Source organism: Anaerocolumna sedimenticola, from assembly GCF_009931695.1.
Classification (GTDB): domain Bacteria; phylum Bacillota; class Clostridia; order Lachnospirales; family Lachnospiraceae; genus Anaerocolumna; species Anaerocolumna sedimenticola.
In genome coordinates this window covers 1890275-1912359 of record NZ_CP048000.1, presented here as the reverse complement: position 1 = coordinate 1912359, position 22085 = coordinate 1890275, and the positions used below count along the sequence as shown (strand labels likewise).

15 protein-coding genes and 2 pseudogenes are annotated in these 22085 nt (G+C 36.5%); 3 read left to right on the top strand and 14 right to left on the bottom strand.

The window, feature by feature from the left end; all coding sequences use genetic code 11:
• Positions 1-184: 184 nt before the first annotated feature.
• From Ana3638_RS08520 to Ana3638_RS08480, 10 genes and pseudogenes are all read right to left on the bottom strand, one after another.
• Entirely contained in the window at positions 185-811 is a 627-nt protein-coding gene (locus Ana3638_RS08520) for a nitroreductase family protein (protein WP_161837639.1), read from the bottom strand.
• Between the two features lie 195 nt (positions 812-1006).
• Positions 1007-3003: pseudogene (locus tag Ana3638_RS08515) on the bottom strand (ATP-dependent helicase).
• Between the two features lie 7 nt (positions 3004-3010).
• Entirely contained in the window at positions 3011-4474 is a 1464-nt protein-coding gene (gltX, locus tag Ana3638_RS08510) for a glutamate--tRNA ligase (protein WP_161837638.1), read from the bottom strand.
• A 339-nt stretch (positions 4475-4813) separates the two neighbouring features.
• Positions 4814-6946: a methyl-accepting chemotaxis protein gene (locus Ana3638_RS08505; protein WP_161837637.1), complete on the bottom strand. Its 2133-nt coding sequence runs from the start codon at positions 6944-6946 to the stop codon at positions 4814-4816.
• A gap of 134 nt (positions 6947-7080) precedes the next feature.
• Positions 7081-7662, bottom strand: coding sequence for a beta-xylosidase family glycoside hydrolase (locus Ana3638_RS26135; protein WP_334297136.1), 582 nt, complete (start codon positions 7660-7662; stop codon positions 7081-7083).
• A 174-nt stretch (positions 7663-7836) separates the two neighbouring features.
• A pseudogene (locus Ana3638_RS26130) lies at positions 7837-8663 on the bottom strand (glycoside hydrolase family 43 protein); the annotation flags it as partial.
• Positions 8664-8908: 245 nt separating this feature from the next.
• Complete coding sequence (locus tag Ana3638_RS08495) at positions 8909-9760, bottom strand: carbohydrate ABC transporter permease (protein WP_246240907.1); 852 nt, start codon at positions 9758-9760, stop codon at positions 8909-8911.
• 10 nt (positions 9761-9770) lie between these two features.
• Complete coding sequence (locus Ana3638_RS08490) at positions 9771-10706, bottom strand: carbohydrate ABC transporter permease (RefSeq protein ID WP_161837636.1); 936 nt, start codon at positions 10704-10706, stop codon at positions 9771-9773.
• Between the two features lie 26 nt (positions 10707-10732).
• Positions 10733-12091: an FAD-dependent oxidoreductase gene (locus tag Ana3638_RS08485; RefSeq protein WP_161837635.1), complete on the bottom strand. Its 1359-nt coding sequence runs from the start codon at positions 12089-12091 to the stop codon at positions 10733-10735.
• 213 nt (positions 12092-12304) lie between these two features.
• Positions 12305-13741 (bottom strand): ABC transporter substrate-binding protein, encoded by a 1437-nt coding sequence (locus tag Ana3638_RS08480; RefSeq protein WP_161837634.1) that lies wholly within the window; start codon positions 13739-13741, stop codon positions 12305-12307.
• Between the two features lie 469 nt (positions 13742-14210).
• Between Ana3638_RS08480 and Ana3638_RS08475 the strand changes: the two genes are divergently transcribed.
• The 3 genes from Ana3638_RS08475 to mgrA all read left to right on the top strand — a co-directional run bounded on the left by Ana3638_RS08475 (position 14211) and on the right by mgrA (position 17796).
• Positions 14211-15743 carry a sensor histidine kinase gene (locus Ana3638_RS08475; RefSeq protein WP_161837633.1) on the top strand — a complete coding sequence of 511 codons (1533 nt, stop codon included), beginning with the start codon at positions 14211-14213 and terminating at the stop codon, positions 15741-15743.
• 140 nt (positions 15744-15883) lie between these two features.
• Positions 15884-16567: a response regulator transcription factor gene (locus Ana3638_RS08470; protein WP_161837632.1), complete on the top strand. Its 684-nt coding sequence runs from the start codon at positions 15884-15886 to the stop codon at positions 16565-16567.
• Between the two features lie 239 nt (positions 16568-16806).
• Positions 16807-17796, top strand: coding sequence for an L-glyceraldehyde 3-phosphate reductase (gene mgrA, locus Ana3638_RS08465; protein ID WP_161837631.1), 990 nt, complete (start codon positions 16807-16809; stop codon positions 17794-17796).
• 183 nt (positions 17797-17979) lie between these two features.
• Here mgrA and Ana3638_RS24635 read toward each other — a convergent pair whose 3' ends face one another.
• From Ana3638_RS24635 to Ana3638_RS08450, 4 genes are all read right to left on the bottom strand, one after another.
• On the bottom strand, positions 17980-18396 hold the full coding sequence (locus Ana3638_RS24635; protein ID WP_202621589.1) for a hypothetical protein: 417 nt from the start codon (positions 18394-18396) through the stop codon (positions 17980-17982).
• Between the two features lie 210 nt (positions 18397-18606).
• Positions 18607-19431, bottom strand: coding sequence for a carbohydrate ABC transporter permease (locus Ana3638_RS08460; RefSeq protein ID WP_161837630.1), 825 nt, complete (start codon positions 19429-19431; stop codon positions 18607-18609).
• 13 nt (positions 19432-19444) lie between these two features.
• On the bottom strand, positions 19445-20332 hold the full coding sequence (locus tag Ana3638_RS08455) for a carbohydrate ABC transporter permease (RefSeq protein WP_161837629.1): 888 nt from the start codon (positions 20330-20332) through the stop codon (positions 19445-19447).
• A gap of 223 nt (positions 20333-20555) precedes the next feature.
• Positions 20556-21974 (bottom strand): extracellular solute-binding protein, encoded by a 1419-nt coding sequence (locus tag Ana3638_RS08450; protein WP_161837628.1) that lies wholly within the window; start codon positions 21972-21974, stop codon positions 20556-20558.
• Positions 21975-22085 lie beyond the last annotated feature (111 nt).

Sequence of the window (22085 nt, the reverse complement as noted above, 5' to 3'; positions counted from 1 at the left end):
AATATATTGAATCAGACCCACCAGCACTTAACTGGTGGGTTTTTCTGTTATAAGCCTCCGTTTAATTTCTTTCTGCCTTTTTTATACCGTTTAATAACACCTATCCGTGAACAACGAATACGCTTTTTAAGTGTTATATTGCTTATACTCTTAATTTTCATATAACTGACTCCCATCAGAGCAATTACCAATGGTTTATATGTATCTTTTCTTCTATATTAACCTCTTTCTGTTTTATCGTAACAGCATCCTCAGCCGGATATCCAATAGACAAAAAACATGGCATAATATAATCTTTCGGATTACCGATAACTTCTGCCAGATATTCTGTCTCTGCGGCCATGGGAATCCGCATGGAACAAGCCAGTCCTTCTGCCGCGGCTGCTAAAAAAATGTTCTCTATACAGCACCATATTGAGGCAAATCCATTCAGTGAACTTAAGGTTTTGGGTGCTAAAAGAGGGGACTTCTGTTTAAAAAAAGGCAATATCAGACACCCACTTTCAAATAACATGGAAAATTGTTTTGGAATTGCATCATAATACATCTTCTGCTGACACTCATCCTTAAGCCTCATAGAGTTCATAATAAAATCCAATCGTTTCCCGGAAACCTTTTTAGGAATCTTCTTTAGTACTTTTTCTATTTCAGTTTTATCATTTAACACAACAAATTCCCAATTCCGTAAATGATCATTAGTCGGAGCCTTAAGCCCTGCTTCCAGAATTCTCTTTATTACTTTCATATCCACCGGTTCCGGTTTAAAATCCCTGACCGTCCTTCTGTTCTTCACCGCTTCATAAAAGTCCATAATTTTTTCCCCTTATCATAGATTGTTCTATTTTATATTTAATGCTTTACATATTATATATTATAGCACATATGTTCTGTTATTACAATAAGTGGTAAAACGATTCATGTAAATGAAATGTGAAATGTTAAACGATTAAAATTTTTATAACTGGCAGATAAGTAAGCAAAAAACCGGTAAATATTTAAGTAAATTTTACTCTTTTACAGTTAGAAGTTTATTTTGGATGCAGTATTCTAAATCCAGTATTCTTTCTTTTTTTAATTCATCAAAATAAATAGTCAGCTTTCCCTGGTTATTGGCCTTAATCGTTCCGACACCATAGGATTTATGTTCTATTTTAGTTCCGGCTTTTAAGCTTTCCCGGTCCAATAACATCTCTCCAACAAATCTGGAACAGGATAATTCTTTATTATATCTTTCCTTTACGGAGTAAATATGAAGATATTCCTTGGCTCTGGTAACTGCCACATAAAATAGTCTTCTCTCTTCCTCCATATCCGCTTCCAGCATGGCTTTCCGATGGGGGTAATGCCTTCATTAGCGTCAACAATAAAAACAACTTTATATTCCAATCCTTTAGAGCCATGCATGGTAACCAAAGCTACACTGTTTTTATCCTGCTTCTGGTTTTGAACCTGCTTTTTTAATTCCACCTGATACTCTTCTATATGGCGAAACCACTCTTCATATGTTTTAAATTCCCTTGCAGAATCCTGCAATTCATTTAAAGTATCAATTAACTCTTCTGCTTTGATTCTTCGAAACGCTGCATATTCCGTAAGATAATCCTCATATCCGATACCTTTTCTGATATAATTAATGGCTGCAAAAGGGCTCATATTCTTTAAAAATTCCAGATCATATTCCAATTTATCAATCCGGTCTAACATCCATTCTTTATCCCCATAGTATTCCCGTAACTTTACGAAATCAACCTTAGGTTCCACAAAGCATTCCCGGTTTAAATAACGCTTCGGCCGGTTCGCTATTTGTAAAAAATAAGATCTGTCCCGGTAACCCATGGCTAATTTCATATAGGTTATGACGTTAACCGATATCCAATGGTCATATAAATTCGGTATCATATCTCTCATCTGAAAAGGAACGTTATATTCCATTAATTTATCAATTAATGCTCTGGGCTGGGTATTGGTGCGAAAGAGGATAGCCATATCGGAAAACGGAATCCCTATCTTATAATATTGCAGTATATTTGCAACTACCAGGCTGTTTTGTTCTTTTAATTCTTTAAAGGTTTTAATTATAACCTCCTGCCCGCCCTGTCTATTGGCATGGATATTCTTAGGAAACCGTTTCGTATTATTTTTTACAAGCCTGGCCGCACATTCCACAATCTTTTCAGTGGAACGGTAATTCACATCCAGCAGAACCCGTTTACCCTCCGGATAATCTTTATCAAAGTTCAGCATGATTTCCGGTTTTGCCCCACGAAAACGGTAAATCGACTGGTCGTCGTCACCCACGATGAATAAATTATTTTCCGGCAATGCCAAAAGCCTTATAATATCATATTGTACTTTATTAATATCTTGGAATTCGTCAATTAAGATATACTGAAACTTTTTCTGCCAGATAGCCAGGATATCTGCCCGCTCCTTAAAAAGCTCATAACATAAAACCAGCATGTCATCAAAATCAATTAAATTTGCTTTACGGAGCTTGCTTTCATAAGATTGATAGATTTTCTTGAATATTTCTTCAGAACAGTTTATGGAATAATAGTGCTCTAAATTCATTCTCTCGCCTTTGATCAGGCTGATTTCGGAGGTTATGTTTATTATAAATTCTTTCTCATCTTCGATTTCCATATCCAGATGTTCGATTATTTCCCGGAAGAATTGATTTTTCTGATCATCTCTAATAATGTTAGCAGCACTATAATGATAAGCATATTTTAAAATGGTAAAAAATACGGCATGAAAAGTTCCAAAGTTAACACCTTGTCCCCTGCCTCCAGTTAATCGGTAAAACCGTTCTTTCATTTCCTCGGCCGCTGCCTTGGTAAAAGTAATTACCAGAATATTCTGCGGGTTAACCCCGCACTCATTTATCAGATATTCCGTTCTTTTGGTAATTACCAGGGTTTTACCGGAACCGGGCCCAGCTAATACCAGCATAGGCCCTTTGTTATGATGAATCGCATTTAATTGTGACTGATTAATATCCATAGGTTCATTACCTGTTACTTAATTTATCAATTGCAAGCTTAATACGACGGATACTTTCCTCTTTGCCAATGATATTCATGATTTCATAAGCACCTCCGGGTGTGGACTGTTTACCGGATACCGCTGTTCTGACCGGCCATAAGCCCATACCGTTTTTAATACCTTTTTCTTTGATATATCCCATGATTACTTCTTCAATTCCGGCAACAGAATAATCATCAAGTGCCTCTAATAAAGGTAATTGTTCTTTGAGGATATTTAAAGAAATTTCTTCGTCGGTTTTCATTTTCTTATGAGTATACATGGAAGTGTCATATTCAGGCATTTCCTCAAAGAAATCAATCATATCTTTTATATCTAGGAATGTTTCTATTCTTGACTTTACTAAATCAGCAATCTTCTTTAACTCCAGATCTTTATGGATTACTTCGCGGATATAAGGAATTGCAAGTTCATAATAAGACTCATTGTCCATCTTTTTAATATATTCGCTGTTCATCCATCTAAGTTTTGCCATATCAAAAACCGCCGGAGATTTATTAATATGGTGGTAGTCAAATTCTTTTACTAATTCCTCTAAGGAAAAAATCTCTTCATTTGTACCGGAACTCCAACCAAGCAATGCAATGAAATTAACGATTGCCTCCGTAACAAATCCCTGCTCCAATAAATCTTCAAATGAGGAATGTCCGCTTCGTTTGGATAATTTTTTATGCTCCTCGTTGGTAATCAACGGACAGTGTACATAGATTGGCTCTTCCCAGCCAAACGCATGATAAAGCCTGGTATATTTCGGTGATGAGGAAAGATATTCATTACCTCGTACAACATGGGTAATGGACATTAAATGGTCATCTACTACATTGGCAAAATTATAGGTGGGGAAACCATCTGATTTTATTAAAATCATATCATCTAATTCTGCATTGTCTACCGTAATATCACCGTATATGGCATCATGAAAAGTAGTCGTACCCTCCAACGGGATATTCTGACGGATAACATAAGGAATACCTGCTGTGAGGTTTGCCTCAATCTCTTCTTGGGATAAATGTAAACAATGTTTATCATATTTTACAATCTCTTTATCCTCTTCTTCCGAAACTACACTCTTAAGGGTGCTTAATCTTTCTTTTGTACAGAAGCAGTAATAAGCTTCCCCTTTTTCAATTAATTGTTTGGCATATTCCATATAGATTCCGGTAGCCTGACGTTCACTTTGTACGTATGGTCCGCAGCCGCCGTCCTTATCCGGGCCTTCGTCATGGATCAATCCGGTTAATTTTAAAGTATTATATATAATTTCAGTCGCACCTTCTACAAATCTTTCCTGGTCGGTATCTTCTATTCTAAGAAGAAAATCTCCGCCCTCATGTTTTGCAATCAGGTATTCATATAATGCTGTTCTTAAATTTCCTACGTGCATTCTGCCGGTTGGACTCGGTGCATATCTGGTTCTTACTCTGTTCATGTTTATCCCTGCTCCTATTATAATCTATTTTCTATTTATTATCTTTCACTATGTTACCTGCTTTGATTTGTTTAAAAAAACTATATAGCAAATTTCAGGTTTATATAGGTTATAATATAATCTATGTACCAGGTTCTGTCAAGCCTAATCAGGCAGGCAGAAACCGGAAGAAACACGCTTTGCGAGTTTCTTCGGTTCGCGTGCGCGTTCGAATTATTGCAAGCAAGCTTGCTAATTCTCACTTTGCTTTCGCGGAAATTAAAAATGTTACCGTTCAGCCTTACAACTGGACAGTAACAAAGGATGCACAGAGATTATGCATACTGCTTAATCTCTATATCAGATTCGAAATAAATTTATAGCTGCATCTAATTCCACTGCATTTTCATTTAATACTACAGATGCATTTTCCAATGCATCTACGGAGTTGTTCTGCAGTTCAACGGTTTCATCCACGGAGTAAGAAGCTGCCAGAGTTTCCTCAGATATAGCGGAAATGCTTTCAACTGCACTTAAGGTTCCTTCTCTTGCTCCCTCCATATTTTTAATATTTTGTTCAATTACTTCCAGGTTATTAATCAAACGTTCCACACCAATACTCATGTTTCTAAAAGAGCTGATGGTTGTATTTACAATGTCATCCTGTCTGGCCACAATATTTTCTGCTCTTTTTGCCGTAGTAACCGTGTCCGTAGTCTGTGTTATAATTTCCTCCACAACTCTTTTAATTTCATTGGCGGCCTGTATCGACCCATCTGCTAATTTCCTTATTTCATCTGCTACCACTGCAAACCCTCTTCCGGCTTCGCCTGCTCTTGCCGCTTCAATGGAAGCATTCAGGGAAAGCAAGCTGGTCTGGTCAGCAATTTCATTAATGACTTTAATTATCTGCTTAATGGAATTTGATTTCGCCTCTAACGCAGTTATATTATCCACCACATATTTAGTAATGTTATTGGTAGCTTCCGACTGCTTTGTCAGTTCCTCCATTGTTGTGATACCTTTCGTAATTCTTTGTTTTGTATCATTCGTAACTCTTTGGATTTCGCCGATATTTTCATTCACCACGGTAATTTTTTGTGATAACTCATCCATTTGCATCAAGCAGCTCTGAGAATCCTCTGCCTGGCCGGAAATACCATGACCGATTTCATTAATAGCTGAAGAAATATTGGTACTTGTACCTGCTATGGCTTTAGAGGTTTCCTTTACATTACGAGCCGAATCGGAAACTAAGCGGCTGACCCGGGCAACTTTCTGTATCAGTCCGCGCATATTACCTAACATGTCCGTTATATTATTAGCTAAAACCGCAAACTCATCCTTTCGTTTTACTGTGACTGTAACGGTTAAATCCCCTTCCGAGATCTGTTTTAATTTTTTTGTGATACTTTGTATGCAGTTACTGATTCCTGTTGAGAGATAGGTACCCGTAATGATCGCAGCGATACAAGCTAAAGCAACTAATATAACCGTACTATATTTAATATCATTTGCCTGCTTCATAATATAGGCTTTCGGAATCAGGGCGCTGATGATTACACCTGTATCACCGACTTTACTGTATAGATACAGATACTCTTCCGATTTGTAGGTTACATATTCGGATCCACTTGCCTCTTTTGCTTTTACACTTTTCTTAAAATAACTTTCCGAACTGAATTTAAAGTCCTGATTATTTTTATCCGTACTGTTTAATAAAATTTCTCTTCCATCCGCTGTAATCAATCCCACTAAACTGTTTTTACCAAGATCCAAACCTTTTAATATAGAATCAATTGTTTTAGATTTGATATCAATAATGACACAGGCATTTTTTGCTTCGAAATTCTTTAATAAAGATAAGGAATAATCTTCTTTGGTGGTTCCTAACTTACTGTCCGTAAAGGAATGTTCCCCAATCCAGTAAGACTTCTTTTCCGTATTGTTTAGATACTCCCCTTCCTTTTCCTTTAACAGCTCATCGTAAAACCCATCCATGTTTTTATTTTTACTGGAAAATATCTTGACATCACTTCTGGTTATAATCTGAATGCTTTCTATAAATTGTTCCGACATTGCTTTTGCCATCATATCATTATTTACTGATGTCATTAAATTTGACATTTCCAAAGGTTTGGAATTATAAAGACCCAGGGCATAACCGGATATATCCTTATCTACTGTATATTGCAGTGCAACCGCATCTGCAGAATTCAGCCCGAAACCGATATAATTGGCTGTCATATCAATTGTTTTTTTCGTAGCCTGCTCATAGTTGGCTATTAAACCCTGGGAGGCTTTCGTATAGGATATAAGACCAAGCAGTAAAATAAATAATACCGGTATAATAAATCCAATTATCAGTTTCGTACGAATACCAAATTTTCCTGGTCCGCTGTTTTGCTTTTTAGACCTGGTTTCCATTTTCTTTTCCTTAAACTCAGGTCTTAAAGCCGTTACTCCTTCTATTAATTGTTTATGATTCCTCATCTTATTTATCCTCCGTATTTTATATTATGATTTGAGTATCAAAAGTCCAATATAATATATTGAATGCATACGAGCTTATATAGATATAATTTGTGAGGACTTTTGTCAGTTAAATCTTCTTTTGTTACTAAAAACTAATCTCTCTCTCTGTAATCAAAAAAATCAAAATCCGCAGGTTTTCTCTGTCCGGATAAATCCTGGCAGCATAATCCTACAAATGCTCCGGTAAAACGGCTGGGTTCCGTATACTCATCGGACAGGATACTGGCATCAAATACGGGTCCAAACTTTATCCAGTCTGTTTCATCTGTCGAATAATAAAACTGAAGCAGATGATAATCTACATCCACTTTAAGATAACAAGGATTGAAATCTCCCAGAGGTACCTTATCTGCAACCGGTTCATCAAAATTTCCGTTGTCACAGGTTGTAATACTTAATACCTTGCCTTTTTCCTCGTCAAAGGTGATATTTAAATAAAAATAATTATTAATGTCATACATGGCAATTAACCCCGCCATCTGCTGGAAAGAATCCGGGCTAAATTCCAGAGATGTTATTGCAGTATACTTAAAAGCCTGCTGGCGTCTGGCAATTAAACTTTGATGAAACTTAGACCCTAAGGATTCCCGCCCCTTAAGTCTTAAATACCCGGGGCGTTCCTTTAAAGATAACGAATCCTCAAAAGGGGGTACCCTAAGACTTTGGAAATGCATATTTAAAACTTCACTGTTAAAATCATCTCTTGTATTCATATCCGTCCAGATAACCTCATTTAAATCCGGTGCCGGTACGGTAACTTTAGGATTATTACCGCCCCCCTCTAAATAAATCCAGTCATCTTCCCTCCAGATCATTTTCTGGATAGCGGTTTCTCTTCCTAAAACACACCGTCCCCTGGACGGCAAAGGTCTTCCGCACAGGTGTGCCATATACCATTCCCCATTCTGTGTTTCCACCAGACTGCCATGACCGGCTTTCTGCAATTCTAATGCCGGGTCGTTCCAGGAGGTCAATATAGGGTTGTTAGGATGGACTTCGTATGGTCCTGTTATTTCCTTTGATCTTGCAAAGGTAACCGCATGTTTATAACGGGTCCCCCCTCTGCCGTTAATAAATAATAATATCCATTTCGTTGATATAGATGAGGTCCTTCCACCAGTCCTAATTCTGTGCCTTTAAATATATTAACCGCCTGTCCGACCAGTTTTTTTTCCTCCGCAGAATATTCCTGCAGCATAATACCGGCAAATCGGTTTTTCCCTTTTCTGTGATCCCAAAGCATATTCACCAGCCATTTTCGTCCGTTTTCATCGTGAAACAGGGAGGGATCAAATCCGCTGCTGTTTAGATAGATCGGTTCGGACCAATCTCCTGTAATATCCTTAGTTGTCACCATATAGTTATGTAAATCCCTTGCTCCTCCGTAACCCCATAGCTTTACATCGGTATAAATCAGATAAAAGGTACCTTTATCATAGGATAAGCAGGGTGCCCAAACACCCTCAGAGCTTCCCGCCCCCCGCATATCCAGCTGTGATATCCGGTTAAGAGGCCTAGCAATTAATTTCCAGTGAATGAGATCTTTGGATTGATGGATTTGTACCCCGGGAAACCATTCGAAAGTAGAAGTAGCGATATAATAATCATCACCGACTCTTAAGATGGAGGGATCCGGATTGAATCCTTTTAAAATTGGGTTTGTTATGGTTTTCATAATCATTTTCCTTTCTGTATATTATATATTTAAGTTTTTCTTTTATCATCAAAGCAGATTCTCTGAAATTTATTACCTTGCAAACTACTCGATCTACTTGATTATTTATCACTTTATTTTCCCAGATATAATAAATAGGGGCAGTCGCTAAATTCAGATACTATATTCCTTGCTACAATTTTAAACAAGTTCCATAAACCTGGTATTTCGCAACTGTCCCTTTTTCTGTTGTAAGAGTACAGGTTTTAGCCTTTTACGGACCCGCTGGTAAGTCCTTCTATAAAGTAACGGTTAAATATCATATACACTAATATCATAGGTACAATAGAAATCGCTGTTCCAGCCAGCATCAGATTCCAGGAAGATGCTGCTTCCCCCGAACTTTTTAAATTAACTACACCAACAACTAACGGCATTCTCTCCGGATTTGACAAGGTAAAAACCAACGGCATGAGGTAATCATTCCAGGCAGCTCTGAACTCCAGAATACCAATGGTAGCAATTAATGGTTTACATAAAGGGAAGATGATATGGCGGTAAATACCAAAAAAGGAACAACCGTCAATCTTCGCAGCTTCATCAATTTCATTGGAGATTGTTTTAATAAATCCTCTTGCAATAAACAGGTTAGTAACATTAAGTCCTAATACACGGATGATGATAACACCCCATAAAGATCTGTTCATATGAAATCCCTTGGCAATCATCAGGGTCGGATATAAGGTTAAACTTCCAAGGGATACAAACATGGAGGATATAACCATGGCAAACAGTATCTCTTTACCCCAGAATTTTCCTCTCTCAAAAACATAACCGGATACAGTACAGGATATAATGGTACCGGTCACGATAAAGAATGACATAAATACACTGTTAAAGGTATATCTGCTGAAGTTACCCAATTTCCAGGCCTGGATATAATTGTCCAGTACAAATTTCTTCGGTATAATACGATTACCGCTTGTGAGTATTTCCAGATTACCTTTAAAGGATGCCATAAATGTGTAAAATACCGGAAATATTGCAACAATTAATGTAATAATCAATATGAAATATATAACCGTGTTTCTCATTATTTTCTTTTGGCTTCCAGGCATAATTCTCCTCCTATTCTGCTTTCATTTTTTTACTAAGCTTTAAATATACCAAGGTGATTAATCCAAGGAAAATGCCGGTTATGATAGCCATCGCAGATGCATAACCGATCTCCACAGCCCGTCCGGAATAACCGAAAAAGTACTTAAATACATAGGTCATAACTACTTCCGTCTGTCCAGCGGGTTGTCCGTTGGTAGAAGCCAAAACTAAATCACTTACCTTGATACTTCCTACGATGGCCATAAGTAACACAACTTGAAAAATAGGAGCTATCATTGGGAGTGTAATACTGAAAAATCTTCTGAAGCCGGATGCACCGTCAATATTAGCACATTCGTATAATTCTTTTGGTATGTTCTGTAGAGCCATCAGGAAAAATATCATGTTAATTCCCACTGACTGCCATACGGAGGCCATAATCAGAACCGACATGGCAGACCATTTATTCCCGAACCAGTTAATAGGTCTGGTAATGAGACCGATGTCCTGAAGCATACCGTTGATTACCCCCTGGTATGCTGCAAACATAAGGGAAAATATAAGTCCTATGATAGCAGTACTCATAATAGACGGTAAAAATAACATTACTCTGAAAAAACCCGTTCCTTTTAAACGCTGGTTTAAAAGGACTGCTAATATTAGAGCTAACGGTATTTCAATAATTAACTTACCTACATAAATCATTGTATTGGCTAATGATTTCCAAAATGCAGGATCTCTCATAAATAATCGAATAAAATTATCAAATCCTATAAACTGACCGGCTGTAAAACCATCATATTTATAAAAAGCGTAACGAAGGATATAAATAATCGGTATATATGTAAAAATAAAAAATCCAATTAGCATGGGTAATACCATCAAAAATGCCTGAACCGAATCTTTACTTAAGCCTTTCTGCTTTTTATGTTCCAACTTAAGAGACTTAACTTTATCTGCTTTCATCTCAACACCTGTTGCATCCTTTCATATCATATTTCTTTTGGTAAGTTTACACCCTGAGTGATAAGAAAACCCTGCAGTTCCTTAATATTAATTTCTTTAGGAGCAACCTTATCCTTGCAGGCAATTGATGCCGCACCGCCTGCTGCCTGCCCGGTGAGCATACATGCTGAGATTCCTCTAATGGTACTCTCCGCAACATGGTCTGCTGAGATACATCTTCCGGCTACCAGTAGATTATCTATATTTACCGGTATTAAACTTCTGAAAGGGATTCGATAGGATTTATCTCCTTCAACAGGGACAAAGATATGTCCTTTATAACCTAACCCCTCCATTTTGCCGTCCCCGTCCATAAATGCATCCGGTGCCAACATGTCGTAAAACTTAGGATATACGGCGATTACATCTTCAAATTTTGTATCTGCTTCAATATCTTCCTTCGTCAGGCGGTATAACCCTTTTATTCTTCTGCTGTCCCTGAAACCAATCTCTGTTGCAATGGAAGCAAGTTCAATATTTTCAAACCCCTCAAAATGAGTTTTCGCGTATTCATAAAATTCCATGATATATTGTCTGCATTCCATCTCACCTTTTGTAAGGTCATCCACATCCGTAGGATCAATCCCATAGGAGCAGGGATAGTTTATGTAAGATACCTGGCCTCCGGCAGTAAGACGTCCAAAAGGTAAATCCTGACGTTTACAGTTTAATCCGGTCTTGCCAGCTCTGTAATCTTCTTTAAATTTCTTTCCTATTTCTTTTAACTTATCTCCGCCATCGGTAAGTTTTTTAACGTTTACACCGGCAATTCTGAAATTTAATGTGCCGGGCTGGCATAATCCGTCTAAATCCCTGCCCTGTTCAAAAGGAACTCCTGCACTAAATGCCACGTCCCCGTCTCCCGTACAGTCTATGACAACTTTCGCTTTGATTGCTAACGGACCTTTTTTACTCTGTATGATTACACATTGAATTGTGTTATTTTCAACTATTACATCATTAACAAAAGAATGAAACTTTATTTCAACTCCCTCACTGGTAAGGAATTCATCCAGGAATACTTTTAAATATTCACTGCTGAACCGGATGGGAGAATTTATCCTTATATCGTGGGATCTGCCATATTTCATAAAATATTTTGTTTCAATTTCCGCATAAATACCATCTGCTTTAAAATCAGTTCCGAAGAAAAAATGGTTACAATTTTCAACATAACTTCCTGTAATATTTCCACCCAGAAACCCTCTTTTTTCTAAAAGCATTACACTGCTGCCGCTTCTTGCAGCAGCAACCGAAGCGCCAATACCGGCCGGGCCGCCTCCTACGATAAGCACATCTACTTCTTTTGTGATATCCACATGTTTTTCCTGAATTGTGACTTTCATGATTATTCTCCTCCATTCGCAATCCTGCCTGTATACAAGCGGCTTTCGACACTATATCTATTTAATATCCGATAATCGGCTTAAAAATAATATCATACTTAAACCAATTATCGGATCCTATAAAAATCAGAATATTACTACTTTTTGGTACTTACCTTAATAATTTAACTTTACATCATTCATTTACTTGATTGCTTTGCTAGCTTATCCGTTTTATTTCTTTAAACTTGCCAATACTTCAGGAGTAAGTTCAAAGGATTTTAATAGTTCAGGGTCCAGATCACCTAATGCTTTATTATAACGGTTATCCAGGTCTGCCAAAACATCTTTTACATCTTCGTCACCGAAACCTCCGGCAAAGAATTTCATAATTGTTTCTCTGTAAGCATCCCCCTCAACCGTAACGTTAGAGTCCGGGGATGGTAACATTAAGTTCTTTTCCGGTACATCGGAGAATTCTGCAAAACCTTTTTGTGCCGGTTGTGATTTTGCCATATCAATGGCCTGCTGTCTGTAAGGAATGTATAGGGATTGTTCATACATTTGAGCCATATTTTCATCGGAATAGAAGAATTTCATAACTTCCAATGTCTTCTCCGGCTTATCAAGACCGGCTGCCCCTACTCCTAAAAGGGAAGTTGCGTCAACAAATTCCTTATATTTTGGACCGTCTTCCGTATAGGATGGCACAGGGATAACTTTCCAGTTGCATTTTGCAGGAAATTGTTCGTTGTAAACTGCCGTATCAAAACTTGCACCTACAATCATACCAACTCTTCCTTCTGCAAATTGTGCTCTTGCGGCATCCGCATCCAAACCTTCAAATCCGGGGAATACACTTCCGTCATCAACCATTCCTTTAATTGCTCCTACAACCGGTGCAAATGCGGAATAATCAAATTTCATGGTTTCCCAGTTAAAGCCTAAATGTCCTACATTCTGTGCATTTGGCCTGGTAATATAACTGCTTATCATCCAGTTCGACTGTAAACCTAAGATCCAGCCATATTCTTGTCCGTTACCTTTTTCCGTAATAATTTTTGCATCTTCTCTTACTTCATCCCAGGTTTTCGGATATTCGGTAATTCCCGCTTTTTTGAATAAGTCATCATTAACGATAAATTTAAAAGTTGTTAAATTATAAGGTAATGTATATACCTTTCCGTTAATTATGTGCTGATTGTTTACCAGACTGCCTTCGTATTGGGAAACGAATTCGTCACCACCGGGAAGATCCGTGACAGGGACTAAATAACCGGCGTTAACAAAATCTAAAAGAAATTGTCCGGATGGCTGGAATAATTCCGGAGCTTCCCCTGCTGCAGCGGCAACTTTCATAGCATCCATCCAGTTTGAACCATAAACTGTATACTCGATTTCAATTCCTTTTTCTTTACCAATTGTGTTGTTGAATTTTTCAATCTGCTGTAATCTCAGTTCTTTTTCATGGGCATTAGAGGACCATACACGGATTTTTTCCATTTTTACATCGGAGGTTTTACCATCTGCTGTGCTTGTACTGCTTTCCGCCGACGTATCGGTAGAAGCAGTACTGCCGGTATCTTCTTTTTTGCCGCAGCCCGACATCAAACTTACTGACATTATACCAATAAGAACCATAGCTAATACTTTTTTTACTGATTTTTTCATTTTTTTCATCCTTCTCCTTATCTTAATTTGTAATACAATCGTTAATGAGAATTATTACCTTAATGTATCTATTAAAGTTTTTCTTCATTACCTACTCCTCTATTATATCTATTATCCCTTAAAACGTAAGATAGAATAATTATCAAACCGGGCAGCAGATTTTTATCATTAATTCATTGAATGGTATTATATTTTATACACCTTATCATTTAAGGACTATTATGGTATAATTTATTAAATGAATATAGATTGACTTACTTCGTGACCATGCAGTCACTGCGGTTCTAAGAAACATTGCAGGTATGCAACTGCATGCTTGCATTTAGGCTTACAAAATATGCAGAAATATAGATGTTTCATAAAATGCATATTGGGGCATATTTTCCAATACTTTGCGCAGATCAACTCGAAATTCAAAGAATTTCTCAGGAATACTGAATACTACCATACTTTTATTATAGGAGAAATCATGGCACTCACAATCATAATTATGATGCTTTTTTCCGTAATTCTCGTTATAAGGGATTACAAAAATAAGTATACACTTTTATTTATATTAATGATAATTGGCATGAGTATATCAATCTTTACCATAGTTATGGAAATCTATAGAAGCAGTAATTATCTGGTACCTTCTAATTTTATTTACAGCAGTATCGAATACAAAATGTTTTTAATAATAAGTAAAATCTTTAAATTACCATTATCCAGCCTGCTGATAGTTAGGAATTTAGGAATTTTTATTTATTTATTGGCAATTATGTTTTTTGCTTTTTCTTTTAACCGAAGTGTTAAAAGCAGTAATCCCAATGTAAAACATGTAAAACATATCATAAAATACATAGCGTTAATAACATATCCTATTTTATATTTTTGTTTTTATCATCCCGATTCGGCTTACAGGATATATTTATTTATGCAATCCTTAAAAGATAACGGACAGCAGGCAGTATGGGTAAATTTTATCACTGCAGTTGATTTTATTATGGTATGTATCGCTTTTATCTATTTGGTTTATCCGATTGGATTTTTATTAAAAAACTACATAAAAAACCAGATCACCTTTTTTTCAGAACAGCTTTTAGGACTGTCCATATGTTTAGGTCTGTTAAATACTATTTTCTTTTTTGTATTTTTTACGGGTATATTTAAAACTTCCGTAAACAGTGTATTTAAAACAGCTTTCTGGCAAAGTAAACTAATCAGCGTTGTACCAAGGTTTTATGCTACTCTGATGCCGGTTATGACCTTTTTTATTCTGCTGATTATTTTATATATACTGATTCGTTATAAATCCAACAATATTATGGCAGGTTTTAAAGAGCGGGCGATTAAGAAAAACCTGAATATGTTAAATTCGAATTTAAAAGATGTCCTTCATTCCAATAAAAATATTATGTTTACCATGAAAATACTAGCGGAAGAGGCAATTAACGGCTATGGCACGAAAGCAAGTTTAGATACCCTGCATAAAATCCTGGAATTAAGTGACAATCATATGAATGCTATCTCTAAAGCATTGGATAATATAAAAGAATTAAAGGTTAAAACTTTAAATTATAATTTTATTGATGCTATTGAGTCTTCTTTGAAAGAAGTCGCAATACCCGATCATATTATTCTTGCGAGACATTATAACTATACCCCGGTTAACTGTAATTTCGATATGTACCATATGACACAGGTTATAAACAATCTTTTATCTAATTCCATTGATGCCATTAACAGCAGTCATAGTGAACGGGCTTATATAGATATAACGGTTGATGCCAGCAGCGGGTGGATTTATTTTTCCATTAAAGATACCGGCTGCGGTATACCAAAGAAGATGTTAAAAAAAATATTCAGTCCTTATTTTTCTACTAAATCCAAACAGAACAATTGGGGTATCGGCCTTTCCTATGTATATAGAGTAATTAAATCACACTTCGGTCATATTCGAATAAAAAGCAAACCCGGAGAATTTACTATCGTAGAAATCTTATTGCCCAGAGAAATATAATATAATTAAAGCAAAATGAGGAATTAAAAACCCGCTTCACAATTCCCATAAGGTAATAAGATCATAAATACGCTTTTGTTATGTTATGATAAAGTTTTTTTAAGAAATGGGCCTTAAGGCGGATTGGAGAAGTATTTCAAATGGACAAAATTAAAGTTTTAATTGTTGATGATATGAAAGATATCAGAGAATATTTCAGCATGATTTTATCTAAGGAAGCTGATCTAGAGGTAGTTGGGATTGCATCTTCCGGTTTGGAAGCGATTCAGTGTGCCAAAGAATTAAATCCGGATGTTATTCTTATGGATATTCAGATGGAAACCAGGACTGCAGGTATTGATGCTACCAATGCCATTAAAACGATTAAACCAAATATCAGAGTTGTAATTTTAACCATACACGAAGAAGATGAATTTTTATTTCAGGCTTATTGCGCAGGAGTAATGGATTATATTGTTAAAACCGATTCCATTACCCAGATTATTAATTCCATACGAAACGTCTATATTAACAAACTCATGCTGCGGCCGAATATAGCTGAAAAAATCATTGATGAATTTACCCGCCTAAAAACCCAGCAAAAAAGCTTATTATATGCCTTTCATATCATTTCTAAGTTAACCAACAGCGAGTTTGAAATATTAAAATGTTTTTATGAGGGAAATAGTTATAAAACAATTGCCGAGACCCGGTTTGTATCCCAGGCTACGATTAAAAGCCAGGTTAACAGTATCCTTAAGAAATTCGAAATGAAAAATATGAAAGACGTAATAAAATTATTAAATTTGGTTAATTTTTCAGAAATTATCAAAGACCGCTATTAATTCTATAAGAAACTACATACATTAATGGGTTTTACCCCTTGTTTTCTATACCAATGGGGAATAATATTAATTTATTATAATGAAAGACTCTTATAAAATTCATTATTAAAGGTAATAATAGGGAATTACGTAACAAGTTTATTGTAGGACCGGTTCAAAGAACTGTGAATTTTTGTAATCTCCCGAAATTGGTTTGAACGGTAATCTAGATTATAAAAATCAGAAAGAGGTGTACGAATATGTATCAGGCAAATGAGAAACGTTATGATAGTATGCATTATAACCGCTGTGGGAAAAGTGGTCTGAAGCTTCCTGCTTTTTCTTTGGGTTTATGGCATAATTTTGGTTCCGTTAATATTTATGAAAATATGGTGGACCTGGTAACCACCGCCTTTGATTTGGGCATTACACATTTTGACATAGCTAATAATTACGGACCAAAGCCGGGTTCAGCAGAAGAAAATTTCGGTAAAATTCTTAAAAATGAATTTAGGCCTTACCGGGATGAATTAATTATCTCCACAAAAGCCGGTTATGACATGTGGCCGGGACCTTACGGAGATTGGGGAAGCAGGAAATATCTGGTGTCCAGTCTGGATCAAAGTCTTAAGAGACTTGGACTTGATTATGTGGATATCTTTTATCATCACAGACCGGATCCGGAAACTCCTTTGGAAGAGACGATGGGAGCCCTCGACCATATAGTCCGTTCCGGCAAAGCTTTATATGTTGGTTTATCTAATTACAATGCAAAAGATACTGCCAAAGCTGCAAAAATTCTGAAAGAATTAGGGACTCCCCTTTTAATTCATCAACCAAACTACAGTATGTTTAACCGCTGGGTCGAAGAAGATCTTCTGGATGTATTGAATGAAAACGGAGTAGGCAGTATTGCTTTTTGCCCGTTAGCTCAAGGGCTGTTAACCGGTAAATATCTGCAGGGTATTCCTGCTGATTCCAGAGCAGCCGATCCCAGAAGCAGATTTTTGAATGCTGATTCTGTTACGGAAGAAAAAGTTGAAAAGGTAAGAAAACTGGATGCCATAGCAAAAGAACGTGGTCAAAGTATGGCACAGATGGCCCTTGCCTGGGTGCTTAGAGGAGGCAGAATTACTACTGCATTAATTGGTGCAAGCAAATCTTCCCAAATAATAGAAAATGTGGAAACCTTAAAAAATCTTCTTTTTACGGATGAGGAATTAAATGCAATTGAAACAATCTTAGGTTAAGAATCCTGTTACTTTAGTTAGGTAATTGCAAAACCGTATAGATTTCTGAATATACCATACAATTAATACTTGTTTCTGGCTTTCGTTGTCTTTTGGGCAAGATTCGGCTCTGAAATTGTATTAATTGTATCGTATATAATTATATTATTCTTGTTTCCCAATTACCTGTCTCTTACTCATTTATCAATAAAATTCGCTCATATAGTCTTCAATACTAAGACCGCTGTTCATAATATCCATCATGGTAGATGTAAACATAAATACAAATAAAATTATAGCAATTACGGAGACAATCAGGCTTGCTCTGGCCCAATTTTTTTTACTTTTTGGTGTATCGCTTCCAAAAGCCCATACAAACATCATAACAATATAAATAAAAATTCCAACGATAGGAATGAAAGGTAACAACATGGTTCCCATCCAGTTACCGAATGAAATCGGTTTTTCATTTCCAACACTTTCTGTTTCCGTACTCTGTTCTCTTCCTATTGAATAATCCTCCTGGCGGATTGGTATATTTTCACGGAAAGAAGTTCCGCAATATTCACAGTAGTTCGCATTTTCATTCGCTGAACTTCTACCGCAAGCTTTACAAACCATTTATTATCTTCCTTTCTTATCTGTACTTTTTCCCTCTGTTAACCATCTTATCTATTATAACACATTCAAACAAAAATCCAAATAAAAATATTATGAAACGTTAAAAGGCCTTGATATACTAAGATTCCAGACAATGGTAAGTTAACATGGTCTTAATCTTAAATATTCAAAGCCCAATTGAATAAAATCGTTTCATTGATTTATGGAAATCTAACCTTTTGCAGCTCCAGCCAAATTAAATCCTTTTGACATATAATTCTGAGATAAAATATATAGAATAACGGATGGAAGAGCATAAAGAACAGAATACGCGGCAAGCTGACCATATGCAACCATTCCGTAATTACCGAAGAATTGATAAAGTTTTACAGATGCAGGGAATTTTTCCAGGGTTTGCAGTAAGATATAAGGAACAAAGAAATTACCCCAGCTGCCGGAGAATGTAAATATCGCAGTAACACAAATACCCGGAAACATTAACGGTGCTATAACTTTTCTTATACTTGTAATGGTGGATGCTCCATCTACCTTAGCAGCTTCTTCCAACTCAATAGGCACTCCGTCCATATAATTTTTCATTAACCAAATACCATAGGGTAAGGATGTTGCAGTTAAAAATAAAATAACGCCAATAATACTGTCATATAATCCGATGGATAAGAAAAGCTTAAATACTGGTACCATAACAGTTGTCATAGGTAAAGATGTCATAAAAAGTATTGTATAAAGAAACATTTTCCTGTAACGCAGTTCGTATCTGGATAAGGGGTAGGCCGCCAGCCCCGCTATTATTACTACCAAAATCGATTGAACCAGTGAAATAACAAGTCCAATTGCAAAACCCCTTAAATTTGCATGATCCGCCAGCACTTTCCTATAATTTCCGATTGTCCAGAATAGGGGTATTTTTAAAGATTGTGCAGCATTCGCATCAAATGAAGCAATTATAACCCACAATAAAGGTAATATAAATGTAATAGAGAGAATTGCAAGAATAAGGTAGGGAATTGTTTTTTCCGATCTCTTTTTATTCAAAATACCACCTCCTCTATTCTTTAGTAAGTCTTGTGTAAGCAACACTAAAAATAATACCTATAACTAAAAGTATCATAGAGATTGCGGTTCCGTATCCTAATTGATAACTTACAAAAGCCTGTTTATACATAAAAATCGGTAATGTTAAAGTCTTGGTTCCCGGACCACCGCCGGTCATGGTATAAATTAAGCCAAATACACCTAAGGTGGAGAGTGTATTAAGCATGGTATTGGTAGCAATTGTATTTTTAATATTGGGCAAAATAATACATATCAACTTTTGGAACCTGCCGGTTCCATCCACTTTAGCTGCATCTTCGATATCACTTGGAACCCCATCTAAAGCCGACTGGAAATTCATCATGGAAAATGCCGTACCATGCCAAATATTTGATAAAACAATCGTAAGCATTGGGAATTTATATAACCACTCAACCGGCTTAAGATGTATCGATTGCAGAATTGCATTTAAAGTACCGGAATCCATGAAAAAGGTACTGCAGCATAATGCAACCACAATCTCCGGCATTACCCATCCTGCCAATATGCAAGGACCTGCAAAGCTGCGGAAAATTTTATTTTTATTTTTCATAAGGATAGCCAATGTAAAACCTAAAACCTGCTGACCGATTAAACTTCCTATTAAGAAAATCAGTGTATTTAAAATACTGATTTGTACCGATGGATCTTTAAATAACTTTCCATAGTTTTCTAATCCGATAAAATCAAGAGTCTTAGCATTTTCCCCGGTCAATGCAAGATTTGTGAAAGAATAATAAACCGTTAAAAGTATTGGCAGAACAAAGAATACTGCAAGCATAATTACAGCTGGAATCAGTAAAACTGACTTCTTGGCTTCTTCTGCTAAAATGCCTTTCTTAGATGCATTTACCGCTCTCATCACTTAAGCCTCCTTTCTTTTTATTACTATATATTTAGAATTAGGGTGTCATAAGGTCAATTTAAAATTGTGGTTCGTCAATTTGCACAATATCGGAGTTTCGCAATTACTTGCATTACTATATATTATTATACATAAAATTCTAGAAATTTGGTAAAAAAATGAGCGGTTTCCGGTTGCAGCTAAACTGGCAACGTTATACCGCCCACTTGAATCTTATATATTATTTAGAAACAACATTATTTTCTCCAACCGTTCTGGTTACATCTACAGCATAGGTTGCCATTGCATCTTCCGGGCTTGTACCGGATACAACAGATTCAACCATTGTCTGGATACTAGTGGAAACTGCAGAATATTTACTATCCTTAGGTCTGAAAGCCGCATCTTGTAAGAATTTAGTGGCAGTAGCTATGAAAGGCTGTTTTGAATATCTTTCATCCTCCGCAATATCTGCTCTTGTTCCAATGCCGCCCGTTTCAATAATAGCATCAATATAAACGGAGGGTTCCATTAAATGTTTAATAAATTCCATAGTGATGTCTTTGTTATCGGATTTAGCTGGAATGGACCACCCCCAGCCACCTGCTAATGTAACGGTACCCGAACCGTCACCATTTTCCGTAGGCATCGCAGTGAATCCTAATACAACTTTATATTCCGGCCATGGTGATGCACCAGTTTCCAGATAATTACCGGTAATCCAATTACCATCTAATGATATTGCAAGCTTACCTTGTGGTAAGTATTCTCTTGCTGAAGTATTACTAGCCTGGCCATTTAAAACTTTCGATAATGGAGGTCCGAAATTGTTTTTATAAATATTATCAAGGAATGATAAGGAATCTAAAATACCCTGGCTGGAGATCACCCATTTGCCGGTAGATTCATCTATTAATTTTTCTCCTGTCCCATAAAGGAGCATTTCATATGTTTGCATGGAAGTAGCTTCACCTGTAGCTACAGCTGAGTTGCACCAGAAAGGTATTACATCAGGGACTCTATCTTTGATTTTCTTACAAGCGGCAAGAATATCATCCCATGTCTTTGGATCCCAATCTTCCGGTAAACCGGCTTTTTTGAAGATTTCTTTGTTATACCACAAGCCACGGGTATCGGTAGTAAACGGAACACCATATACTTTGCCATCTGCAGCAGTAACACCCTCTTTTAAAGAATCATAATAAGAACCATCTGTCCAGTCCGCATAATCTGCCAAATAATCGTCTAATGGAGTTAGGTATCCTGCTTCAACATCTGTTGCAAGCTGGAAAGTATCCTCTGTCACTAAGTCAGGCGCTGTTTCTTCTGATTGTAAGGAAAGTGCAATTTTAGCAAAGTAATCACCTTCGGAAGCAGTGATAGGAGCAATATTTAGTTCACAGCTGTCTTTTTTGTCAAAACTGTCATAAGCAGTTTGCAGCCATTTCCATGTTGAACCGTTTTCGCCTTGGCCGTCATCCCTGAATGTTACGGTTATAACACTTTTTGCAGCTTCAGTAGGTGTAGCACCAACAGTACTTTCTATTGTATTTGTGTCAGTCGCTGCTGTATTTTTGTTACCTGCAGAATTTGATTTACTGCATGCCGTTAGTGTTAAACCCATTACAATCACCAGCAATAAGCTTAATAACTTCTTCATAGTAATACCTCTCCTTTTTTTGAAACTTTGGGAGTTTATTAATCATTTGCCACTTATTATATAACCCAAAGATTTACTGCCAAAATCTCCTCCTCTGCACCATTTTTATAA